Origin of the sequence: Cellulomonas sp. ATA003, assembly GCF_031582905.1 — a bacterium.
Taxonomy (GTDB): domain Bacteria; phylum Actinomycetota; class Actinomycetes; order Actinomycetales; family Cellulomonadaceae; genus Pengzhenrongella.
Window position 1 is genome coordinate 4038594 of sequence record NZ_CP133990.1, and the last position, 14820, is coordinate 4053413.

Annotated in this window: 11 protein-coding genes, 4 pseudogenes and 1 riboswitch; of the genes and pseudogenes, 13 read left to right on the plus strand and 2 right to left on the minus strand. The window is 74.4% G+C overall.

Annotation, left to right across the window (positions count from 1 at the left end; genetic code table 11):
• Window positions 1–203 precede the first annotated feature (203 nt).
• From REH70_RS19970 to mnhG, 6 genes and pseudogenes are all read left to right on the plus strand, one after another.
• On the plus strand, window positions 204–3359 hold the full coding sequence (locus REH70_RS19970) for a Na+/H+ antiporter subunit A (protein WP_310750150.1): 3156 nt from the start codon (window positions 204–206) through the stop codon (window positions 3357–3359).
• Window positions 3356–3835, plus strand: a complete 480-nt coding sequence (locus REH70_RS19975; protein WP_310750153.1) for a Na(+)/H(+) antiporter subunit C — start codon at window positions 3356–3358, stop codon at window positions 3833–3835. Before REH70_RS19970 ends, REH70_RS19975 begins: the two co-directional genes overlap by 4 nt.
• Window positions 3832–5486 (plus strand): annotated as a pseudogene (locus REH70_RS19980) (Na+/H+ antiporter subunit D). Before REH70_RS19975 ends, REH70_RS19980 begins: the two are co-directional and overlap by 4 nt.
• A complete protein-coding gene (locus REH70_RS19985; protein ID WP_310750156.1) occupies window positions 5483–6064 on the plus strand; it encodes a Na+/H+ antiporter subunit E in 582 nt (193 codons plus the stop codon). The pseudogene REH70_RS19980 and the gene REH70_RS19985 overlap by 4 nt, the downstream one beginning before the upstream one ends.
• Window positions 6061–6432: a monovalent cation/H+ antiporter complex subunit F gene (locus REH70_RS19990; protein WP_310750158.1), complete on the plus strand. Its 372-nt coding sequence runs from the start codon at window positions 6061–6063 to the stop codon at window positions 6430–6432. Before REH70_RS19985 ends, REH70_RS19990 begins: the two co-directional genes overlap by 4 nt.
• Window positions 6432–6728: pseudogene (gene mnhG, locus REH70_RS19995) on the plus strand (monovalent cation/H(+) antiporter subunit G); the annotation flags it as partial. The gene REH70_RS19990 and the pseudogene mnhG, both read left to right, overlap by 1 nt.
• 180 nt (window positions 6729–6908) lie before the next feature.
• Here the strand turns inward: mnhG and REH70_RS20000 are convergent.
• Window positions 6909–7160 carry a DUF4235 domain-containing protein gene (locus REH70_RS20000; protein ID WP_310750161.1) on the minus strand — a complete coding sequence of 84 codons (252 nt, stop codon included), beginning with the start codon at window positions 7158–7160 and terminating at the stop codon, window positions 6909–6911.
• A gap of 131 nt (window positions 7161–7291) precedes the next feature.
• Window positions 7292–7407: riboswitch (TPP riboswitch) on the plus strand.
• An 83-nt stretch (window positions 7408–7490) separates the two neighbouring features.
• Here REH70_RS20000 and REH70_RS20005 point away from each other — a divergent pair.
• The 4 genes and pseudogenes from REH70_RS20005 to REH70_RS20020 all read left to right on the plus strand — a co-directional run.
• Window positions 7491–8186, plus strand: a pseudogene (locus REH70_RS20005) (thiamine ABC transporter substrate-binding protein); the annotation flags it as partial.
• A gap of 80 nt (window positions 8187–8266) precedes the next feature.
• A complete protein-coding gene (locus REH70_RS20010; protein WP_310750163.1) occupies window positions 8267–8587 on the plus strand; it encodes a hypothetical protein in 321 nt (106 codons plus the stop codon).
• A gap of 56 nt (window positions 8588–8643) precedes the next feature.
• Window positions 8644–10324: pseudogene (locus tag REH70_RS20015) on the plus strand (ABC transporter permease).
• 213 nt (window positions 10325–10537) lie between these two features.
• Entirely contained in the window at window positions 10538–11707 is a 1170-nt protein-coding gene (locus tag REH70_RS20020) for an ABC transporter ATP-binding protein (RefSeq protein ID WP_396134783.1), read from the plus strand.
• Between the two features lie 51 nt (window positions 11708–11758).
• Here REH70_RS20020 and REH70_RS20025 read toward each other — a convergent pair whose 3' ends face one another.
• The gene (locus tag REH70_RS20025; RefSeq protein WP_310750170.1) at window positions 11759–12871 is read right to left on the minus strand and encodes a GNAT family N-acetyltransferase; all 1113 of its coding nucleotides are present in this window, start codon (window positions 12869–12871) and stop codon (window positions 11759–11761) included.
• Window positions 12872–12949: 78 nt separating this feature from the next.
• Here REH70_RS20025 and REH70_RS20030 point away from each other — a divergent pair, with 78 nt between their 5' ends.
• The 3 genes from REH70_RS20030 to REH70_RS20040 all read left to right on the plus strand — a co-directional run bounded on the left by REH70_RS20030 (window position 12950) and on the right by REH70_RS20040 (window position 14765).
• On the plus strand, window positions 12950–13393 hold the full coding sequence (locus REH70_RS20030; protein ID WP_310750172.1) for a hypothetical protein: 444 nt from the start codon (window positions 12950–12952) through the stop codon (window positions 13391–13393).
• Window positions 13366–13593, plus strand: coding sequence for a hypothetical protein (locus REH70_RS20035; RefSeq protein WP_310750175.1), 228 nt, complete (start codon window positions 13366–13368; stop codon window positions 13591–13593). The genes REH70_RS20030 and REH70_RS20035 overlap by 28 nt, the downstream gene beginning before the upstream one ends.
• Window positions 13594–14462: 869 nt before the next feature.
• On the plus strand, window positions 14463–14765 hold the full coding sequence (locus tag REH70_RS20040; RefSeq protein ID WP_310750177.1) for a hypothetical protein: 303 nt from the start codon (window positions 14463–14465) through the stop codon (window positions 14763–14765).
• The last annotated feature ends 55 nt before the right edge of the window (window positions 14766–14820 follow it).

Consider the following 14820-nt stretch of genomic DNA (forward strand, 5'->3'; position numbering starts at 1 on the left):
GGGGCGATCGGACGCGACGCGAGGCATCGACCGTCGCTTGATATCGTGACGCCACATCCGTGACGCACCGTGCCGGGGTCCTCCCCTGGCCGCGTGCCCGCACCTGTGCCTCTCGACAACGCCAGGCCTGTCGCTCGGGACCCCTCCCGGTCGGCAGGCCGATCTGTCCATCGCCCACCCGCCCCCGACCGGACGGAGCGGACGTGCTCTACCTCCTCGCGGCCCATGTGGTCATGGCGCTCGCCGCGCCTGTCCTCGTCGCGTGGTGGGGCCGCCGGGCGTTCCTCGTGCTGGCCCTCGCGCCGGCGTCGGCCGCGGTCTGGGCGCTCGCGCAGACCCGTGCGGTGCTCGACGGCGCCGGACCGGTCGAGGTGGTCGAGTGGGTCCCCGGGCTGTCGCTCGAGCTCGCGTTCCGGATGGACACCCTCACGTGGCTCATGGTGCTGCTGGTCGGCGGCGTGGGTGCCCTCGTGCTCGTGTACTGCTCGGCGTACTTCTCGAAGTCGGCCGGCGGCCTGGGTCGCTTCGGCGGTGTGCTCGTCGCGTTCGCCGGCGCGATGCTGGGCCTCGTCGCGAGCGACGACCTGCTCATGCTCTATGTGTTCTGGGAGCTGACGACCGTCTTCTCCTACCTGCTGATCGGCCACTACGCCGACCGCAAGGCGAGCCGGCGCGCGGCCATGCAGGCCATCATCATCACGACCGCGGGTGGCCTGGCGATGCTCGTCGGGCTCGTCCTGCTCGGCCACGCGGCGGGCACCTACCGGTTGTCCGAGGTCATCGCCGACCCGCCGGGCGGCACCGTCGCCACCGTCGCGGTGGTGTGTCTCCTCGCCGGTGCGGTGACGAAGTCCGCACTCCTGCCGTTCCACTTCTGGCTGCCCGCGGCCATGGCGGCGCCGACGCCGGTCAGCGCCTACCTGCACGCGGCCGCGATGGTGAAGGCCGGCGTCTACCTCGTCGCGCGCTTCGCGCCCGCCTACGCCGACCTCACCGCCTGGCGCGTCATCGTGCTGACGCTGGGCTGCGGCACGCTTCTGCTCGGCGGCTACCGCGCGATGCGGCAGTACGACCTCAAGCTCGTGCTCGCGTTCGGGACGGTCAGCCAGCTCGGCCTCATCGTGCTGCTCGTCGGCTACGGCACCCAGGCCACCGCGCTCGCGGGCGTCGCGCTGGTCGGGGCGCACGCCATGTTCAAGGCCGCCCTGTTCCTCGTGGTCGGGGTGGTCGACGCCGCCGCCGGCACCCGCGACCTGCGCCGGCTCTCCGGGGTGGGTCGCGCGCTGCCGGTGACCGCGACCGTCGGCGTGCTCGCCGCCGCCTCGATGGTCGGCCTGCCGCCGTTCGCCGGGTACGTCGCCAAGGAGGCGGCCCTCGAGGCCGTCCTGCACGACGACGACGGCGGCTGGGTCGCGATCGTCGTCCTCGCGGCGGTCGCGGTCGGCTCCGCGCTGACCGTCGCGTACGGGCTGCGCTTCGTGTGGGGTGCCTTCGCCTCCAAGCCGCAGCCGCCCGTGGCCCCCGCCGGCACCGACGCGGCCGCCGAGCAGCCGACCGGCTTCGCCTCCATCTCCCAACCGTCGTTCGTGATGACGGTGCCCGCGCTCGTGCTCGCCGTCCTCGGTCTGGTCCTGGCGCTCGTGCCCACCGTGGGGGAGGAGGTGCTCTCGCCCTACGCGTCGACCCTCCCGCGCGGCGAGGCGGGCCACCTCGTGCTGTGGGCCGGGTTGACCCCGGTCCTGCTCATCACGATCGGCGTGCTCGTGGTCGGGACGGCCCTGTTCGTGGCCCGGACGCGGGTCGAGCGCGTGCAGGTCGCGCTGCACGTCGACGTCGACGCCGACCGCGCCTACCGCCGCACGATGCGCAAGCTCGACGACTTCGCCGCCGACGTCACCGCGCAGACCCAGCGCGGATCGCTGCCCTTCTACCTCGGCGCGATCCTCATCGTGCTGGTCGCGCTGACCGGGACGGCTCTGGTGACCGGGACGCGGCTGCCGGACGCCGTCCTGTGGGGCGACTCCGTGCTGCAGGTGATCATCGCGGTCCTCATCCTGGGCGCGGCCGTCCTGGCGGCCCGCTCGCGCCGCCGGCTCAAGGCCGTGGTGCTGCTGGGCGCCTGCGGCTACGGGATCGCGGTCCTGTTCCTCCTGCACGGCGCCCCGGACCTCGCGCTCACGCAGGTGCTCGTCGAGACCATCACGCTGGTGGTGTTCGTGCTCGTCCTGCGCCGCCTGCCCCCGTACTTCTCCGACCGTCCGCTGGCCCGGAGCCGGTGGCTACGGCTCGCGATCGCGCTCGCCGTGGGCTCGGCCGTCGGGGCGCTCGCGCTCATCGCCCCCGGTGCGCGCCAGCACCTGCCGCAGTCGGTGCCCTTCCCCGAGGAGGCCTACTCGTTCGGGGGCGGCAAGAACATCGTCAACGTCGTCCTCGTCGACATCCGCGCCTGGGACACCATGGGCGAGATCGCGGTGCTGCTGGTCGCCGCGACCGGCGTCGCGTCGCTCATCTTCCTCCAGCGCCGCAGCGGCGAGCTGCACCGGCTCGGCGACGTCGACGAGCGGACCGCTGCCCGCGTGTGGGGTGGCGGGCTCGACGCCGGTGCCCGGCTGCGGCGCCCTGCGGTCGCCCTGACGACGGACGCGCCGCTGCCGTCGTCGCCCATCGACGCCGGCTCGGTCGGGATGGCGAGCCGCCGGGCGCGCTCCTGGCTGCGGGCCGAGCAGACCCTGGCGCCGCAGCGCCGCTCGGTGATCTTCGAGGTCGTCACGCGGCTGCTCTTCCACACGATGGTCGTCGTCGCGCTCTTCCTGCTGTTCTCCGGCCACAACTCACCCGGTGGCGGGTTCGCGGCCGGCCTGATCGTGGGGGTCGCGCTCATCGTGCGGTACCTCGCCGGCGGGCGCTACGAGCTCGGCGAGGCGGCGCCGGTCCACCCCGGTCTGCTGCTGGGGTCCGGGCTGTTCCTCTCCGCCGGTGTCGGGCTCGTCGCGCTCCTCGCCGGTGGTGAGGTGCTGCAGAGCGTGATCATCGACCTCGAGGTCCCGGTTCTCGGGACCATCCACCTGGTGACGTCGCTGTTCTTCGACATCGGGGTCTTCCTCGTGGTGGTCGGTCTGGTGCTCGACGTCCTGCGGTCCCTCGGTGCGGAGATCGACCGGCACGGCGAGGAGGACGGCGCGGACGCCGCCGGGTCCGAGCACGGCGTCGAGGCGCACCTGCCGTCGGAGCCGGGCGAGTCCGACGCCCCCAGCGGGACGCGCGCCGGGAGCGCCGTCGACGACAAGCGCGGCTCCGGCGGCGCCCGCGACACCCCCGGCCCCCGGGGCACCCGTCACACCGAGGAGGTGACCCGATGATCGACCCGGACATGACGCCGAACATCCTGCTCGTCATCGTGGTGGCCGGCCTCGTCTCCACCGGCGTCTACCTCATGCTCGAGCGCAGCCTGACCCGGATCATGATCGGCATCGTCCTGGTGAGCAACGGCATCAACGTGCTGTTCCTCGTCGCCGGCGGTGCCTCCGGTGGGGCGCCGATCGTCGGCTCGACACCGACCGAGGAGATGAGCGACCCGCTGCCGCAGGCGATGGTGCTCACCGCGATCGTCATCACCCTCGGCATGACGGCGTTCGTGCTCGCGATGGCGTACCGGTCGTGGCAGCTCCACCGTCACGACGAGGTGCAGGACGACCTCGAGGACCGCCGCATCGCGAGCATCGCGGCCGCCAACCAGGCGATCTTCTCCGACAGCGACACCCCGGACGTCACCAGCGACCTGGACCTCGACGCCGTCGAGGCGCGCGACGAGACCGGGGAGGGCAGGCGCCGGTGAACGACCTCACCTGGCTCGTGCCGCTGCCCGTCGTCCTGCCCCTCACCGGGGCCGGTCTCGCCCTCGCGATGTGGCGGCACGCCCGCGCGCAGCGGATCATCAGCCTCGTCGCGCTCACCCTGACGCTCCTCGCGTCGCTGACCCTGCTCTGGCAGGTCGACAGCGGGCCGCTCGTCGTCGACGCCGGCGGCTGGTCGGCGCCGGTCGGCATCAACCTCGTCGCCGACCGCCTCGCCTCGCTCATGCTCGCGATCTCGTCGGCGGTGACGCTCGCCGTCCTCGTCTACTCCCTCGCCCAGGGTCTGGCCGACGGGGACGAGGAGACGCCGGTCGCGATCTTCCACCCCACGTACCTCGTGCTCGCCGCGGGGGTCGCGATCGCGTTCCTGTCCGGCGACCTGTTCAACCTGTACGTCGGCTTCGAGGTCCTGCTGGCCGCGAGCTACGTGCTCATCACCCTGAGCGGGTCGGCCGAACGGATCCGGGCCGGGACGATCTACGTCGTCGTGGCGCTGCTGTCCTCGCTCATCTTCCTCATGGCCATCGCGCTCACCTACGCCGCGACCGGCACGGTCAACATGGCTCAGCTCGCGCAGCGGCTCCCGGAGATCGACCCCGGTGTGTCGCTCGTCCTGCAGCTGCTCCTGCTGCTGGCTTTCGGCATCAAGGCGGCGATCTTCCCGCTCTCGGCGTGGCTGCCGGACTCCTACCCGACGGCGCCCGCCCCGGTCACCGCGGTCTTCGCCGGCCTGCTGACCAAGGTCGGCGTCTACGCGATCCTGCGCATCCAGACCCTGCTGTTCCCCGGGGGCGCGCCGACGACCTGCTCATGTGGGCCGCGCTCGCCACGATGGTCGTCGGCATCCTCGGCGCCGTCGCGCAGACCGACATCAAGCGTCTGCTCTCGTTCACGCTGGTCAGCCACATCGGCTTCATGATCTTCGGCATCGCGCTCTCCAGCGAGGCCGGCGTCTCCGCCGCGGTCTTCTACGTCGTCCACCACATCACCGTCCAGACGACGCTGTTCCTCGTCGTGGGGCTCGTCGAACGCCGCGGCGGCACGACGTCGCTCGACCAGCTCGGCGGGCTGGCGAAGATCGCGCCCTTCCTCGCCGTGCTCTTCTTCGTCCCCGCGATGAACCTGGCCGGGATCCCGCCCTTCTCGGGGTTCCTCGGCAAGGTCGGTCTCATCCAGGCCGGCGTCGCCCTGGGGACGCCCCTCGCGTACGCGCTCGTCGCGGGCAGCGTGGTGACGTCCCTGCTGACGCTGTACGCGCTGGTCAAGGCGTGGAACAAGGCGTTCTGGCAGACCGCGCCGGAGAAGGTGGAGGCCATCCGCCTGCCGCGCGCCATGGTGGGCTCCGCGGCGTCGCTCGTGGTCCTCGGGGTCGGCCTGACCGTCGTCGCCGGGCCGCTGTACGGGTACACCGAGCGGGCCGCGACCGACCTGCGGGCGCGCCTGCCGTACATCGAGTCGGTCCTCCCGGGCGGCGGTCGGGGCGACGGCGTCTCGGACGAGGCCGCCCGCGACGCGGAGCCCGGCCGCGCGGACGACGACGCCGACGACGACGTCACCGAGTCCGAGGCCGAGTCCGGCACCGAGTCGGAGTTGGAGTCCGAGTCCGGCACCGAGGACGGTGGGACGCCATGAGCCTGCACACGCGTCGGCGGCGCATCGCCGTGCAGTGGCCGACCCTGGCGTGGCTGACCGTCGTCTGGGTCCTGCTGTGGGGTGACCTCACGGTGGCGAACGTGCTCGCGGGGCTCGCGATCGCACTCGTCGTGAGCATCGCGTTGCCGCTGCCCCCCGTCGCCGCGGAGGGGCGCCTGCGTCCCCTCGGGATCCTCCGGCTGTTCGCCGTGTTCGCCAAGGACGTCGTCGTGGCCAGCGTGGTCGTCAGCATCCAGGCGTTCCGTCGCCGGCCGCCGCGCAGCGCCGTCATCCGGGTCCGGCTGCGCAGCTCCTCCGACCTGTACCTGACGCTCACCGCCGAGTTCTGCTCCCTCGTCCCCGGCTCGCTCGTCGTCGAGGCGCACCGCCTGACCAGCACGCTCTACATGCACGTGCTCGACGCGGGCGGTGCGGACGGCATCGAGGACGCGCGCCGGCGCGTCCTGGACCAGGAGGAGCGGGTGATGCGCGCCTTCGCGTCCGACCGTGAGATCGAGGCAGCCGGCCTCGACCGGTCCCGGCAGCCCGTCGAGTCCTCCCACGAGGTGCCCGCATGACCGTCGTCGCCTGGATCTGCGCCACCCTGCTCGCCGCGGGAGGCATCCTCGCGGTCGTGCGCATGGAGCGCGGCCCCAGCATGCTCGACCGCACCATCGCGCTGGACGTGCTCACCACCACCCTGGTGGGCATCGTCGGGCTCGAGGCGGCGGTCTCCCGCCGCACCGACACCATCCCGCTGCTCGTGGCGCTGTCCCTGGTGGGGTTCGTCGGGTCGGTGACCATCGCCCGCTTCGCGTCCAAGGAGCCGCCCGGCCAGGGCCGGGTCCGGACCCGCGAGGAGATCGCACGCGACGAGGCCGAGCGGCTCGGCCTCGACGAGTCCGACGCCGTCGCGACCCCGACGCGGAACGACCCGGAGGCATGATGGACGGCATCGACTGGACCGTCGTGGCCGACGCCCTCGCGGCGCTGTGCCTGCTCGGCGGTGCGCTGCTGGCGTTCGCCGCCGGGATGGGCGTCCTGCGCTTCCCCGACCTGCTGTCCCGCATGCACGCCGCGACGAAGCCGCAGGTGCTCGGGCTCGTGCTGGTGCTCCTCGGGCTCGCGCTGCGGCTGCGGTCCGGCCCGGTGCTGTCGATCCTCGCGCTGGTGGTCGTGTTCCAGCTGCTCACGTCACCGGTCGCCGCGCACATGGTCGGTCGGGCCGGCTACCGCACCGGGAAGGTCCGCCACGACCTGCTCCTCGTCGACGAGCTGACGGCGGATCAGGACGCCGCCGACGAGCAGGCCGCGGAGCAGGACGCGCGCGAGGCCCAGCGGCAGCTCACCCCGGCCGAGATCGCCCGGGACACCGAGGGCGGCCGCCCGCCGGTGCCCGGGAATCCGGTGACGGGCCGCGCGTCAGCTGAGGAAGCGCGCGGTCCCACGCGTGGCGAGCACGCGGGCCAGGGACGCGACGACGGCCGTCAGCGCCGCGGCGATGGCGACCTCCGTCAGGCCGGCGTCACCCTCGTCCTCGGGCTTGGGCGGCGTGTGGCCGGTGACGGCGTTCCAGGCGGCGGCGACCGCCTTCTGCGCGAGCCAGACGGTGCCCCCCGCGACGGCCAGGCCGACGACCTTGGAGACGGTGGACTGCGTGGACTCGTCGACCACGGGAACCTCCTGAGCAGTGGGTGGAGCGCCCACGCTATCGGCGCCGAGAGGTCGGCGCCGGGCCGGCGGGGGCCGTCCCCGCGGGGGTGGCCGGCGATCGGTACCCCCGACGGCCCCGGTGTAGGGTCCGGGGTGAACGACAGGGGAGCGCCGCCGGGTGACCGGACAGCGCTGAGAGTGCGGTGATCCGCAGACCCTCGAACCTGATCCGGCTCACACCGGCGTAGGGAGTCGGGCTTCTCTTTCCCCGTGACGCTGTGGATGCGCCCGCGTGCGGGCTGCTCCCCGGTGCCACGGGGTACCCCTCCTGCACCGATGAGGAGGACGCACATGGCGAGGACCGCTCGCACCCACCGCACCACCACCGCGCTCACCGGCCTCGCCGGGGCCGTCACGCTGGCCCTGGCCGGCTGCTCCGTCGCCGGCTCAGGCGCCGGCACCGGCTCCGAGCCCGACGCGTCCGGCTCGGGCGGTGGCTCCGTCACGCTCGTCACCCATGACTCCTTCGGTCTGGGCGAGGACTTCGTCGCCGCGTTCGAGGCGGAGACCGGGCTCGAGCTGACGGTCTCCCAGCCGGGGGACGGGGGCACGCTCGTCAACCAGCTCGTGCTCACCCGGGAGTCGCCGCTCGGTGACGCCGTCTACGGCATCGACAGCTCGTTCGCGTCCCGGGCGATCACCGAGGGCGTGCTCGAGCCCTACACGTCGCCCGCGCTGCCGGCCGGCGCGGAGGGCTACGCCGCCGACGACGAGGGTCACCTCACCCCGGTCGACGTCGGCGACGTGTGCGTCAACGTCGACCACGACTGGTTCGCCGAGCAGGGGATCCCGGAGCCGGTGACCCTCGAGGACCTCACCGATCCCGCGTACCGCGACCTGCTCGTGGTGACGAACCCGGCGACGTCGTCCCCGGGGCTGTCGTTCCTGCTGGCGACCGTCGGTGCGTTCGGTGAGGACGGCTGGACCGAGTACTGGGCCGCGCTGCGCGACAACGGGGTCAAGGTCGTCGACGGCTGGTCCGACGCGTACAGCGTCGACTTCTCCGGGTCGTCCGGCGAGGGGCTCGCCCGCTCGTCGTCTCCTACGCGTCGTCGCCGCCGGCCGAGGTGCCCGAGGGCGCGGACGAGGCCCCGACCGGTGCGCTGCTCGAGACGTGCTTCCGCCAGGTCGAGTACGCCGGCGTGCTCGCCGGCGCCGAGAACCCCGAGGGCGCCCGGCAGCTCGTGGACTTCCTGCTCTCCGCCGACGTCCAGGCGGACATCCCGGACGCGATGTACATGTACCCGGTCGACGGGTCGGTTGCGCTGCCTGAGGCCTGGGAGCGGTTCGCACCGCTGTCGCCCGAGCCGTTCACGGTCGACCCCGAGGCCATCGACGCGAACCGCGACGAGTGGATCCGGACGTGGACCGACACGGTCATCGGCTGACGACCGCGCTCGCGGCACACGCCGGCCCGACGACGACGCGTCCGTCGCCGTCGGGCTTGTCGTCGCGCCGGACGACGTCCGCCCGGGCGGTCGCCGGGTGGACGGTGGCCGCGGGGCTGCCGCTGGCGTTCCTCGGGTTCTTCTTCGGCTGGCCGGCCGCGACGCTCGTCGCGCGCGGCTTCACCACCGAGGGCGCGCCGGACCTGTCCGGGTTCGTCGAGGTGTTCAGCCGCCCGCGCACGTGGCGCATCGTCGGCCAGACGCTGCAGCAGGCGGCGCTGGGGACGACGATCTCGCTCGCGCTCGGGATCCCGGGGGCGTACGTGCTGTACCGGCGCCGGTTCCGTGGGCGTGGGCTGGTGCGGGCGTTCGTGACCGTGCCGTTCGTGCTGCCCACCGTCGTCGTCGGCGTCGCGTTCCGCTCGCTGCTGACCGAGGGCGGTCCGCTCGCGGGCCTGCGCCTGGACGGCACCATGACGGCGGTCGTCGCGGCGCTCGTGTTCTTCAACTACGCGGTGGTCGTCCGGACGGTCGGCAGCCTGTGGGAGCGGCTCGACCCGCGTGCGGAGCAGGCAGCCCGGGCGCTCGGCGCCCCGCCGTGGCGGGCGTTCGTCGGCGTGACCCTGCCGGCGCTGGCGCCGGCGATCGCGTCGGCCGGATCGCTCGTGTTCCTGTTCTGCGCGACGGCGTTCGGCACCGTCCTCGTCCTCGGCGGCCCGCGGCTGGGCACGGTCGAGACCGAGATCTGGGTGCAGACCACGCAGTTCCTCGACCTGCGCACCGCGTCGGTGCTGTCCGTCGTGCAGCTCGTGATCGTCGCCGGTGCGCTGTGGGTGGCCGGTCGCGCCCGGACGCGGGGAGCGGGCGCTGCACCTGGCCGGCTCGGGCCGGGCCGCCCCGCTGCGGTGGCGGACGTCGGGCTGGGGCGACCGCGGCGCGGTGGCGGTGACCGGCGTGGTCCTCGTCGGGCTGGCGCTGCCGCTCGCCACGATGGTCGCGCGCTCGCTGCGCACGCCGGACGGGTGGGGGCTCACCAACTACGTGAACCTCGGCACCGTCGGGGACGGGCTGTCGGTGACGGTGTGGCAGGCCGCGGCCAACTCGCTGCGCGCCGCCGTCGACGCGACGGTGCTCGCGCTCGTCGTCGGCGGCCTGGTCGCGCTCGTGGTGTCCCGGCGCCCGCGCGCCCGCGCCGGACGACGCGCGGTGCGCCTGCTCGACGCCGCCTTCATGCTGCCGCTCGGCGTCTCCGCCGTGACAGTCGGCTTCGGCATCCTCATCACGCTGGACCGGCCGCTCGGCCTGCCGGTCGACCTGCGCACGAGCGGGCTGCTGGTGCCGGTCGCCCAGGCGGTCGTCGCGGTCCCGCTCGTGGTCCGCACGGTGCTGCCGGTGCTGCGGGCGATCGACCCGCGGCTGCGTCAGGCGGCGTCGGCCCTCGGCGCGGCGCCCGGTCGCGTGCTGGCGGCCGTCGACCTGCCGATCGCGGCGCGCGCCGTCGGCCTCGCGGTCGGGTTCGCGTTCGCGGTGTCGCTCGGGGAGTTCGGGGCGACGTCGTTCCTCGCCCGGCCGGACGCCCCCACGCTGCCGGTCGTCATCTTCCGGCTGATCGGGCGGCCCGGGGCGGACAGCGCCGGCATGGCGCTCGCGGCCTCGGTCATGCTGGCCACCATGACCGCCGGCGTGATCGCGCTCGCCGAGCGGCTGCGCGGCCCCACGAACGGAGGGTTGCTGTGAGCCGGGGAGGCGCTGGGAGCGCAGCGAGCAGGGCACCGTCGGCGAACCGAGGGTGCTGTGAGCCGGGGAGGCGCTGGGAGCGCAGCGAGCAGGGCACCGCAGGCGAACCGAGGGTGCTGTCAGCCAGTCAGAGGGAGGCACCGTGAGCGTCACCGATCGGGCGCAGGACCGGACCGCAGTCCCGGAGGTCCCCCGCCTCGGCGGCCGCGCGGGCTGGAGGTGCGCGACGTCGTCGTGCGCTACGACGACGGCGACGCCGGCCCCACGACGGCGGTCGACGGCGTCTCGCTCGACGTCGCGCCCGGTGAGGTCGTCGCGCTGCTCGGGCCGTCCGGGTGCGGCAAGTCGAGCCTGCTGCGCGCGGTCGCGGGCCTGGAGCCACCCGTCGCGGGGTCGGTGCGCTGGGACGGCGCCGACCTCGCCGACGTGCCGGTGCACCGCCGCGGGTTCGGGTTGATGTTCCAGGAGGGACAGCTGTTCCCGCACCGCGACGTCGCGCGGAACGTCGCGTTCGGCCTGGAGATGGCCGGGATGGGGCGGTCCGGGCGACGCCGGCGCGTCGAGGAGCTGCTGTCCGTCGTCGGCCTCGAGGGGTACGGCGGGCGGGCGGTCAGCACGCTGTCCGGCGGCGAGCAGCAGCGGGTCGCCCTCGCCCGCGCGCTCGCGCCCACGCCGCAGCTGCTGCTCCTCGACGAGCCGCTCTCCGCGCTGGACCGCTCGCTGCGCGAGCGCCTCGCGGCGGACGTGCGCGCGACGCTCGTCGACACCGGCACGACGGCGCTGTTCGTCACGCACGACCACGACGAGGCCTTCACCGTCGCCGACCGCGTCGCCGTGATGAGCGACGGGCGCGTGCTGCGCGTGGACACCCCGGCGCGCCTGTGGCGCGAGCCGGGATCACGTGAGGTCGCGCAGTTCCTCGGCTACGAGGCCTTCGTGCCGCTGGACGCGCCCCCGGCCGGTGCGGGCGCGGCGAACGCGGGGGCGCTGGCTGCGGCCGACGCCGCTGACGACGGCGCGGTCACCGGGACCGCGCGGGCCGCCGCGGCGGTGCGGGATGCCCTCGGCGAGCGCCCCGGGACGGCGGGCGGCGCCGTCGCGGCGCTCGCACGCGGCGCACTCGTCGTCGACCGCGCAGGGGGCCGGTCGACGACGGGTGCGGATGCGAGCGCCCGGACGGGCGGAGGGCGCCCGGACGGTCCGGGCGCCCTCACCGGGGTGGCCGGGGCGGTGACGTTCCGCCACGGCCGGTCGGAGGTCGCCGTCGACGTCCCCGGGCTCGGGACGGTCACCGCGGTGGCGCCGGGCGTCGCGGCGGTCGAGGCCGGCGCGACGGTGACGCTGCGGGTCGACCCGGGGTTCGTCGCCGTCGTCCCGGGGTGAGCCCGGCCGTGCGGACCAGGCGGACCGTGCGGACCGTGCGGACCAGCTGGCTCAGTCGACCGCCGTCGTCCACGAGCCGCACACCCCGACCGGCCGGAAGCCCAGCGCGACGTTGATGCGCAGCATGTAGCTGTTCTCCTCGGCGTTCCACGTGTGGACCCGGCGTGCGCCGGGCCGGACCTCCGCGAGCCGTTGCAGGTTCACCGCCTTGACGAGCTGCCCGAGGCGGTGACCGCGGTGCTCGCGCAGCACGAGCGTGTCCTCCTGGAACACGACCTCCGGCTGCTCGATCGGGTACTCCAGCTCGGTGAAGCCGGCGAGCGTGCCGGTCGCGACGTGGACGGCCGCCGTGCCGAGCGATGCCAGGCCGCTCGCGGCCGACGTCGCCTCGGCCTCGCGCACGCGGTCGGCGTCCCACGGGTCCTCCTCGATCTCCAGCGCGCCCATCGGGGAATCCGTGGTCATCCGGGTCTCGAGGACGGCGAACTGGTCCACCCACTCGTCGGGGCAGCGGTCCTGCCAGGTGATCAGCCGGTAGTCGGGTCCCGCGACCACCTCCGCCTCGGCGCGGAGCCGTTCGAGGTGACCGGTGTCCACCGGCAGCGGCAGGACGCTGTAGCGGTCGGACTGGTCGAGGCGCAGGCCGTGCCGCTCCGCGAACCGGGCGAAGGGGTCACGCCGGGAGATGCGTCCGCTGCCGCTCGGCGGGGTGATGGCGTCCGGGTCGTCCGCCGCCGGCTCGGTGCCGTGGTCGGAGCCGATGATGAGCAGGCGACGGCCCACGGCCCGGGTGTGCCGTTCGGCCGCCTCGAGCAGTGCGGTGCCGATGCCCTGGCGGCGGTGGTCGGGGTGCACGAGCAGCTCGCCCTCGACGAGGTGGGTGTTGCCCCGCTGCGGGGCCACCAGGTGGGCGGCGCCGACGACGTCGCGGGGCCGGTCCGGGTGCGTCACCACGAGGTGCGTGCGCTCGACCGAGTCGCGGGCGCGAAGATGGGCGAGGACGGCCGGGGCCGGGAACGCAAGATCCGCGTGACCCCAGGTAGCGCGGTGGACGGTGGCTTCGAGGGCCGCCTCGCCGTGGAGCGCCCAGGCGTCGTCGTCGTCGAGCGACGACGGCACGGGGACCGGCTGGACGGTCCAGCGGGTGATGCCGGTGGTGGTCATGCCTCCAGCGTCCGCCGGTGCGCCGGCGGGGTCCAGGCTTTTCCGCGGGACCGGTGGTGGCACGGCTACGCTCCGCGGATGGTGTGGCTCGAGGCCGTCGGCTGGCTCGGCTCGGCGCTCGTCGTGCTCTCGCTCACCCTCGCGGGCGTCTGGCGGTTCCGGGTCCTCAACTTCGCCGGCGCGCTCATCGCGACCGGGTACAACACCTGGCTGGAGATCTGGCCGTTCGCGGCCATGAACGGCGCGATCACGGTCATCGACGCGTACTGGCTCGTGCGGCTGCACCGCGAGCGGCACGACGAGGCCACCTACGACGTCGTCGAGGTCGGGCCCGACGACGCCTACCTCGCCCACACCCTGCGCACCCATGCCGCCGACATCGCGCGCTTCTACCCCGGGTTCACGACCGACTCGTCCGGGGTCGGCACGCGTTCCTCGTGCTGCGCGGGGACGAGACGGTGGGCGCCGTCGTCGTCCGGGACGCCGGGGACGGCGTGGCGCGGATCGAGCTCGACTACGTGACCCCGCGCTTCCGTGACTTCACCCCGGGGGAGTTCGTGTACCGCCGCAGCGGCGTGTTCGCCCGGCACGGGTTCCGGCGCCTGCTGGTGCCGCGGGACGTCGTCGGGTCGCAGGACTACTACGCGCGGGTGGGCTTCTCCGCGACCGACGACGGCTGGGTGCGCGACGTCGACGGCGTCGCGGGCGCGTCGTCCCGGTGAACTCGCACCTCCTGCTCGTGGTCGCACCGTGCACGGTGCGACCCCGAGCGCGGGGTGCGATCTCTCGGGCCGGGGCCGGGGCCGGTGCCGGGGCTCGGGCCGAGGCCGGGGCCGGGGCCGGTGCCGCGACCTCCGCGCTGTGGACGGTGGGGGCGTGCACCGTCGGAGTGGTGGAGGGGCCTGTCCTCGGGCGTCGGGGGAGCACTGTCGAGTGGTGCCTCTGCGTCCCGGGTCCTCGCCGGTCCCCCTCCGCCTCCCTCGCTCCCGACGATCCACCGCGCCTGTGACCACGCGCCGCCGGTCGTCGCTGCCCACGTCCGCGCGGGACGGTGGACGAGGGTCCGGAGGGGCGTCTACGTCGACACGGCGCGCCCGTCGGCCGGCCGGTACGCCGCGGCCCGGGCGGCGAGCCTTGCTCGCATCGCGGCCGTCCGTGCACAGCTGCGCGGCAGCCACGTCCTCAGCCACATGTCCGCTGCCCTGCTGTGGGGCCTCCCGGTCCTCGAGGAGCCGTCGGCCGTGCACGTCATCCAGCCGACGAACCCCAACGCCTCCCTGCCGGGGGACGTCGTCCGTCACGTGCTGACCCTGACGGCGGACGAGGTCGCCACCCGTGCCGGGCATGCGGTCACCACGCTCGAGCGCACCGCCGTCGACTGCGCGATGACCCTCGGGCCTGCCGGTGGCCTGGTCGTCATGGACGCAGCACTCCATCACGGCGCGGACCGGGAGCTCATGGCGGAGCTGCTGCGGCGACGGTCCCGCGCTCGGGGAGTGCGGGTGGCCCGCGCGGTGCTCGCGGTGGCCGACGGCGGCGCGGAGTCGCCGGGGAGTCCATCGCCCGGCTCACGGTCGTCCGCCTGGGTGTCGTGCCGCCGACCACACAGGTCGCCGTCGACACGGACCTCGGGGTCTTCTGGGCCGACTTCGGATGGCCGGAGTGGCGCGTCGTCGCGGAGTACGACGGCGCGGCGAAGTACACGGCGCGCGGGACCGCTGTTGAGACCGTCCTCCGGGAGAAGCGACGTCAGGAGGCCATCGAGGAGGCGGGCACGGCGGTGTTGCGCCTCGTGTCCGAAGACTGCCGCGCTCCGGCGCGACTGCTCGGGCGGCTCCGACGGGTGCTCCCGTCGGACGCGTTCGGCGTCCCCGTCGACCCCTACCTCCGCTGACGGGGCGCCCGGCGGCGCCGGTCTCGCATCGTGCGCGGCGGATCGCACGGTGGAC

Coding starts and splice junctions, on each gene's coding strand:
- REH70_RS19975 (WP_310750153.1), top strand. CDS start 3,356: ATGATCGACCCGGACATGACGCCGAACATCCTGCTCGTCATCGTGGTG.
- REH70_RS19985 (WP_310750156.1), top strand. CDS start 5,483: ATGAGCCTGCACACGCGTCGGCGGCGCATCGCCGTGCAGTGGCCGACC.
- REH70_RS19990 (WP_310750158.1), top strand. CDS start 6,061: ATGACCGTCGTCGCCTGGATCTGCGCCACCCTGCTCGCCGCGGGAGGC.
- REH70_RS20025 (WP_310750170.1), bottom strand. CDS start 12,871: ATGACCACCACCGGCATCACCCGCTGGACCGTCCAGCCGGTCCCCGTG.
- REH70_RS20030 (WP_310750172.1), top strand. CDS start 12,950: ATGGTGTGGCTCGAGGCCGTCGGCTGGCTCGGCTCGGCGCTCGTCGTG.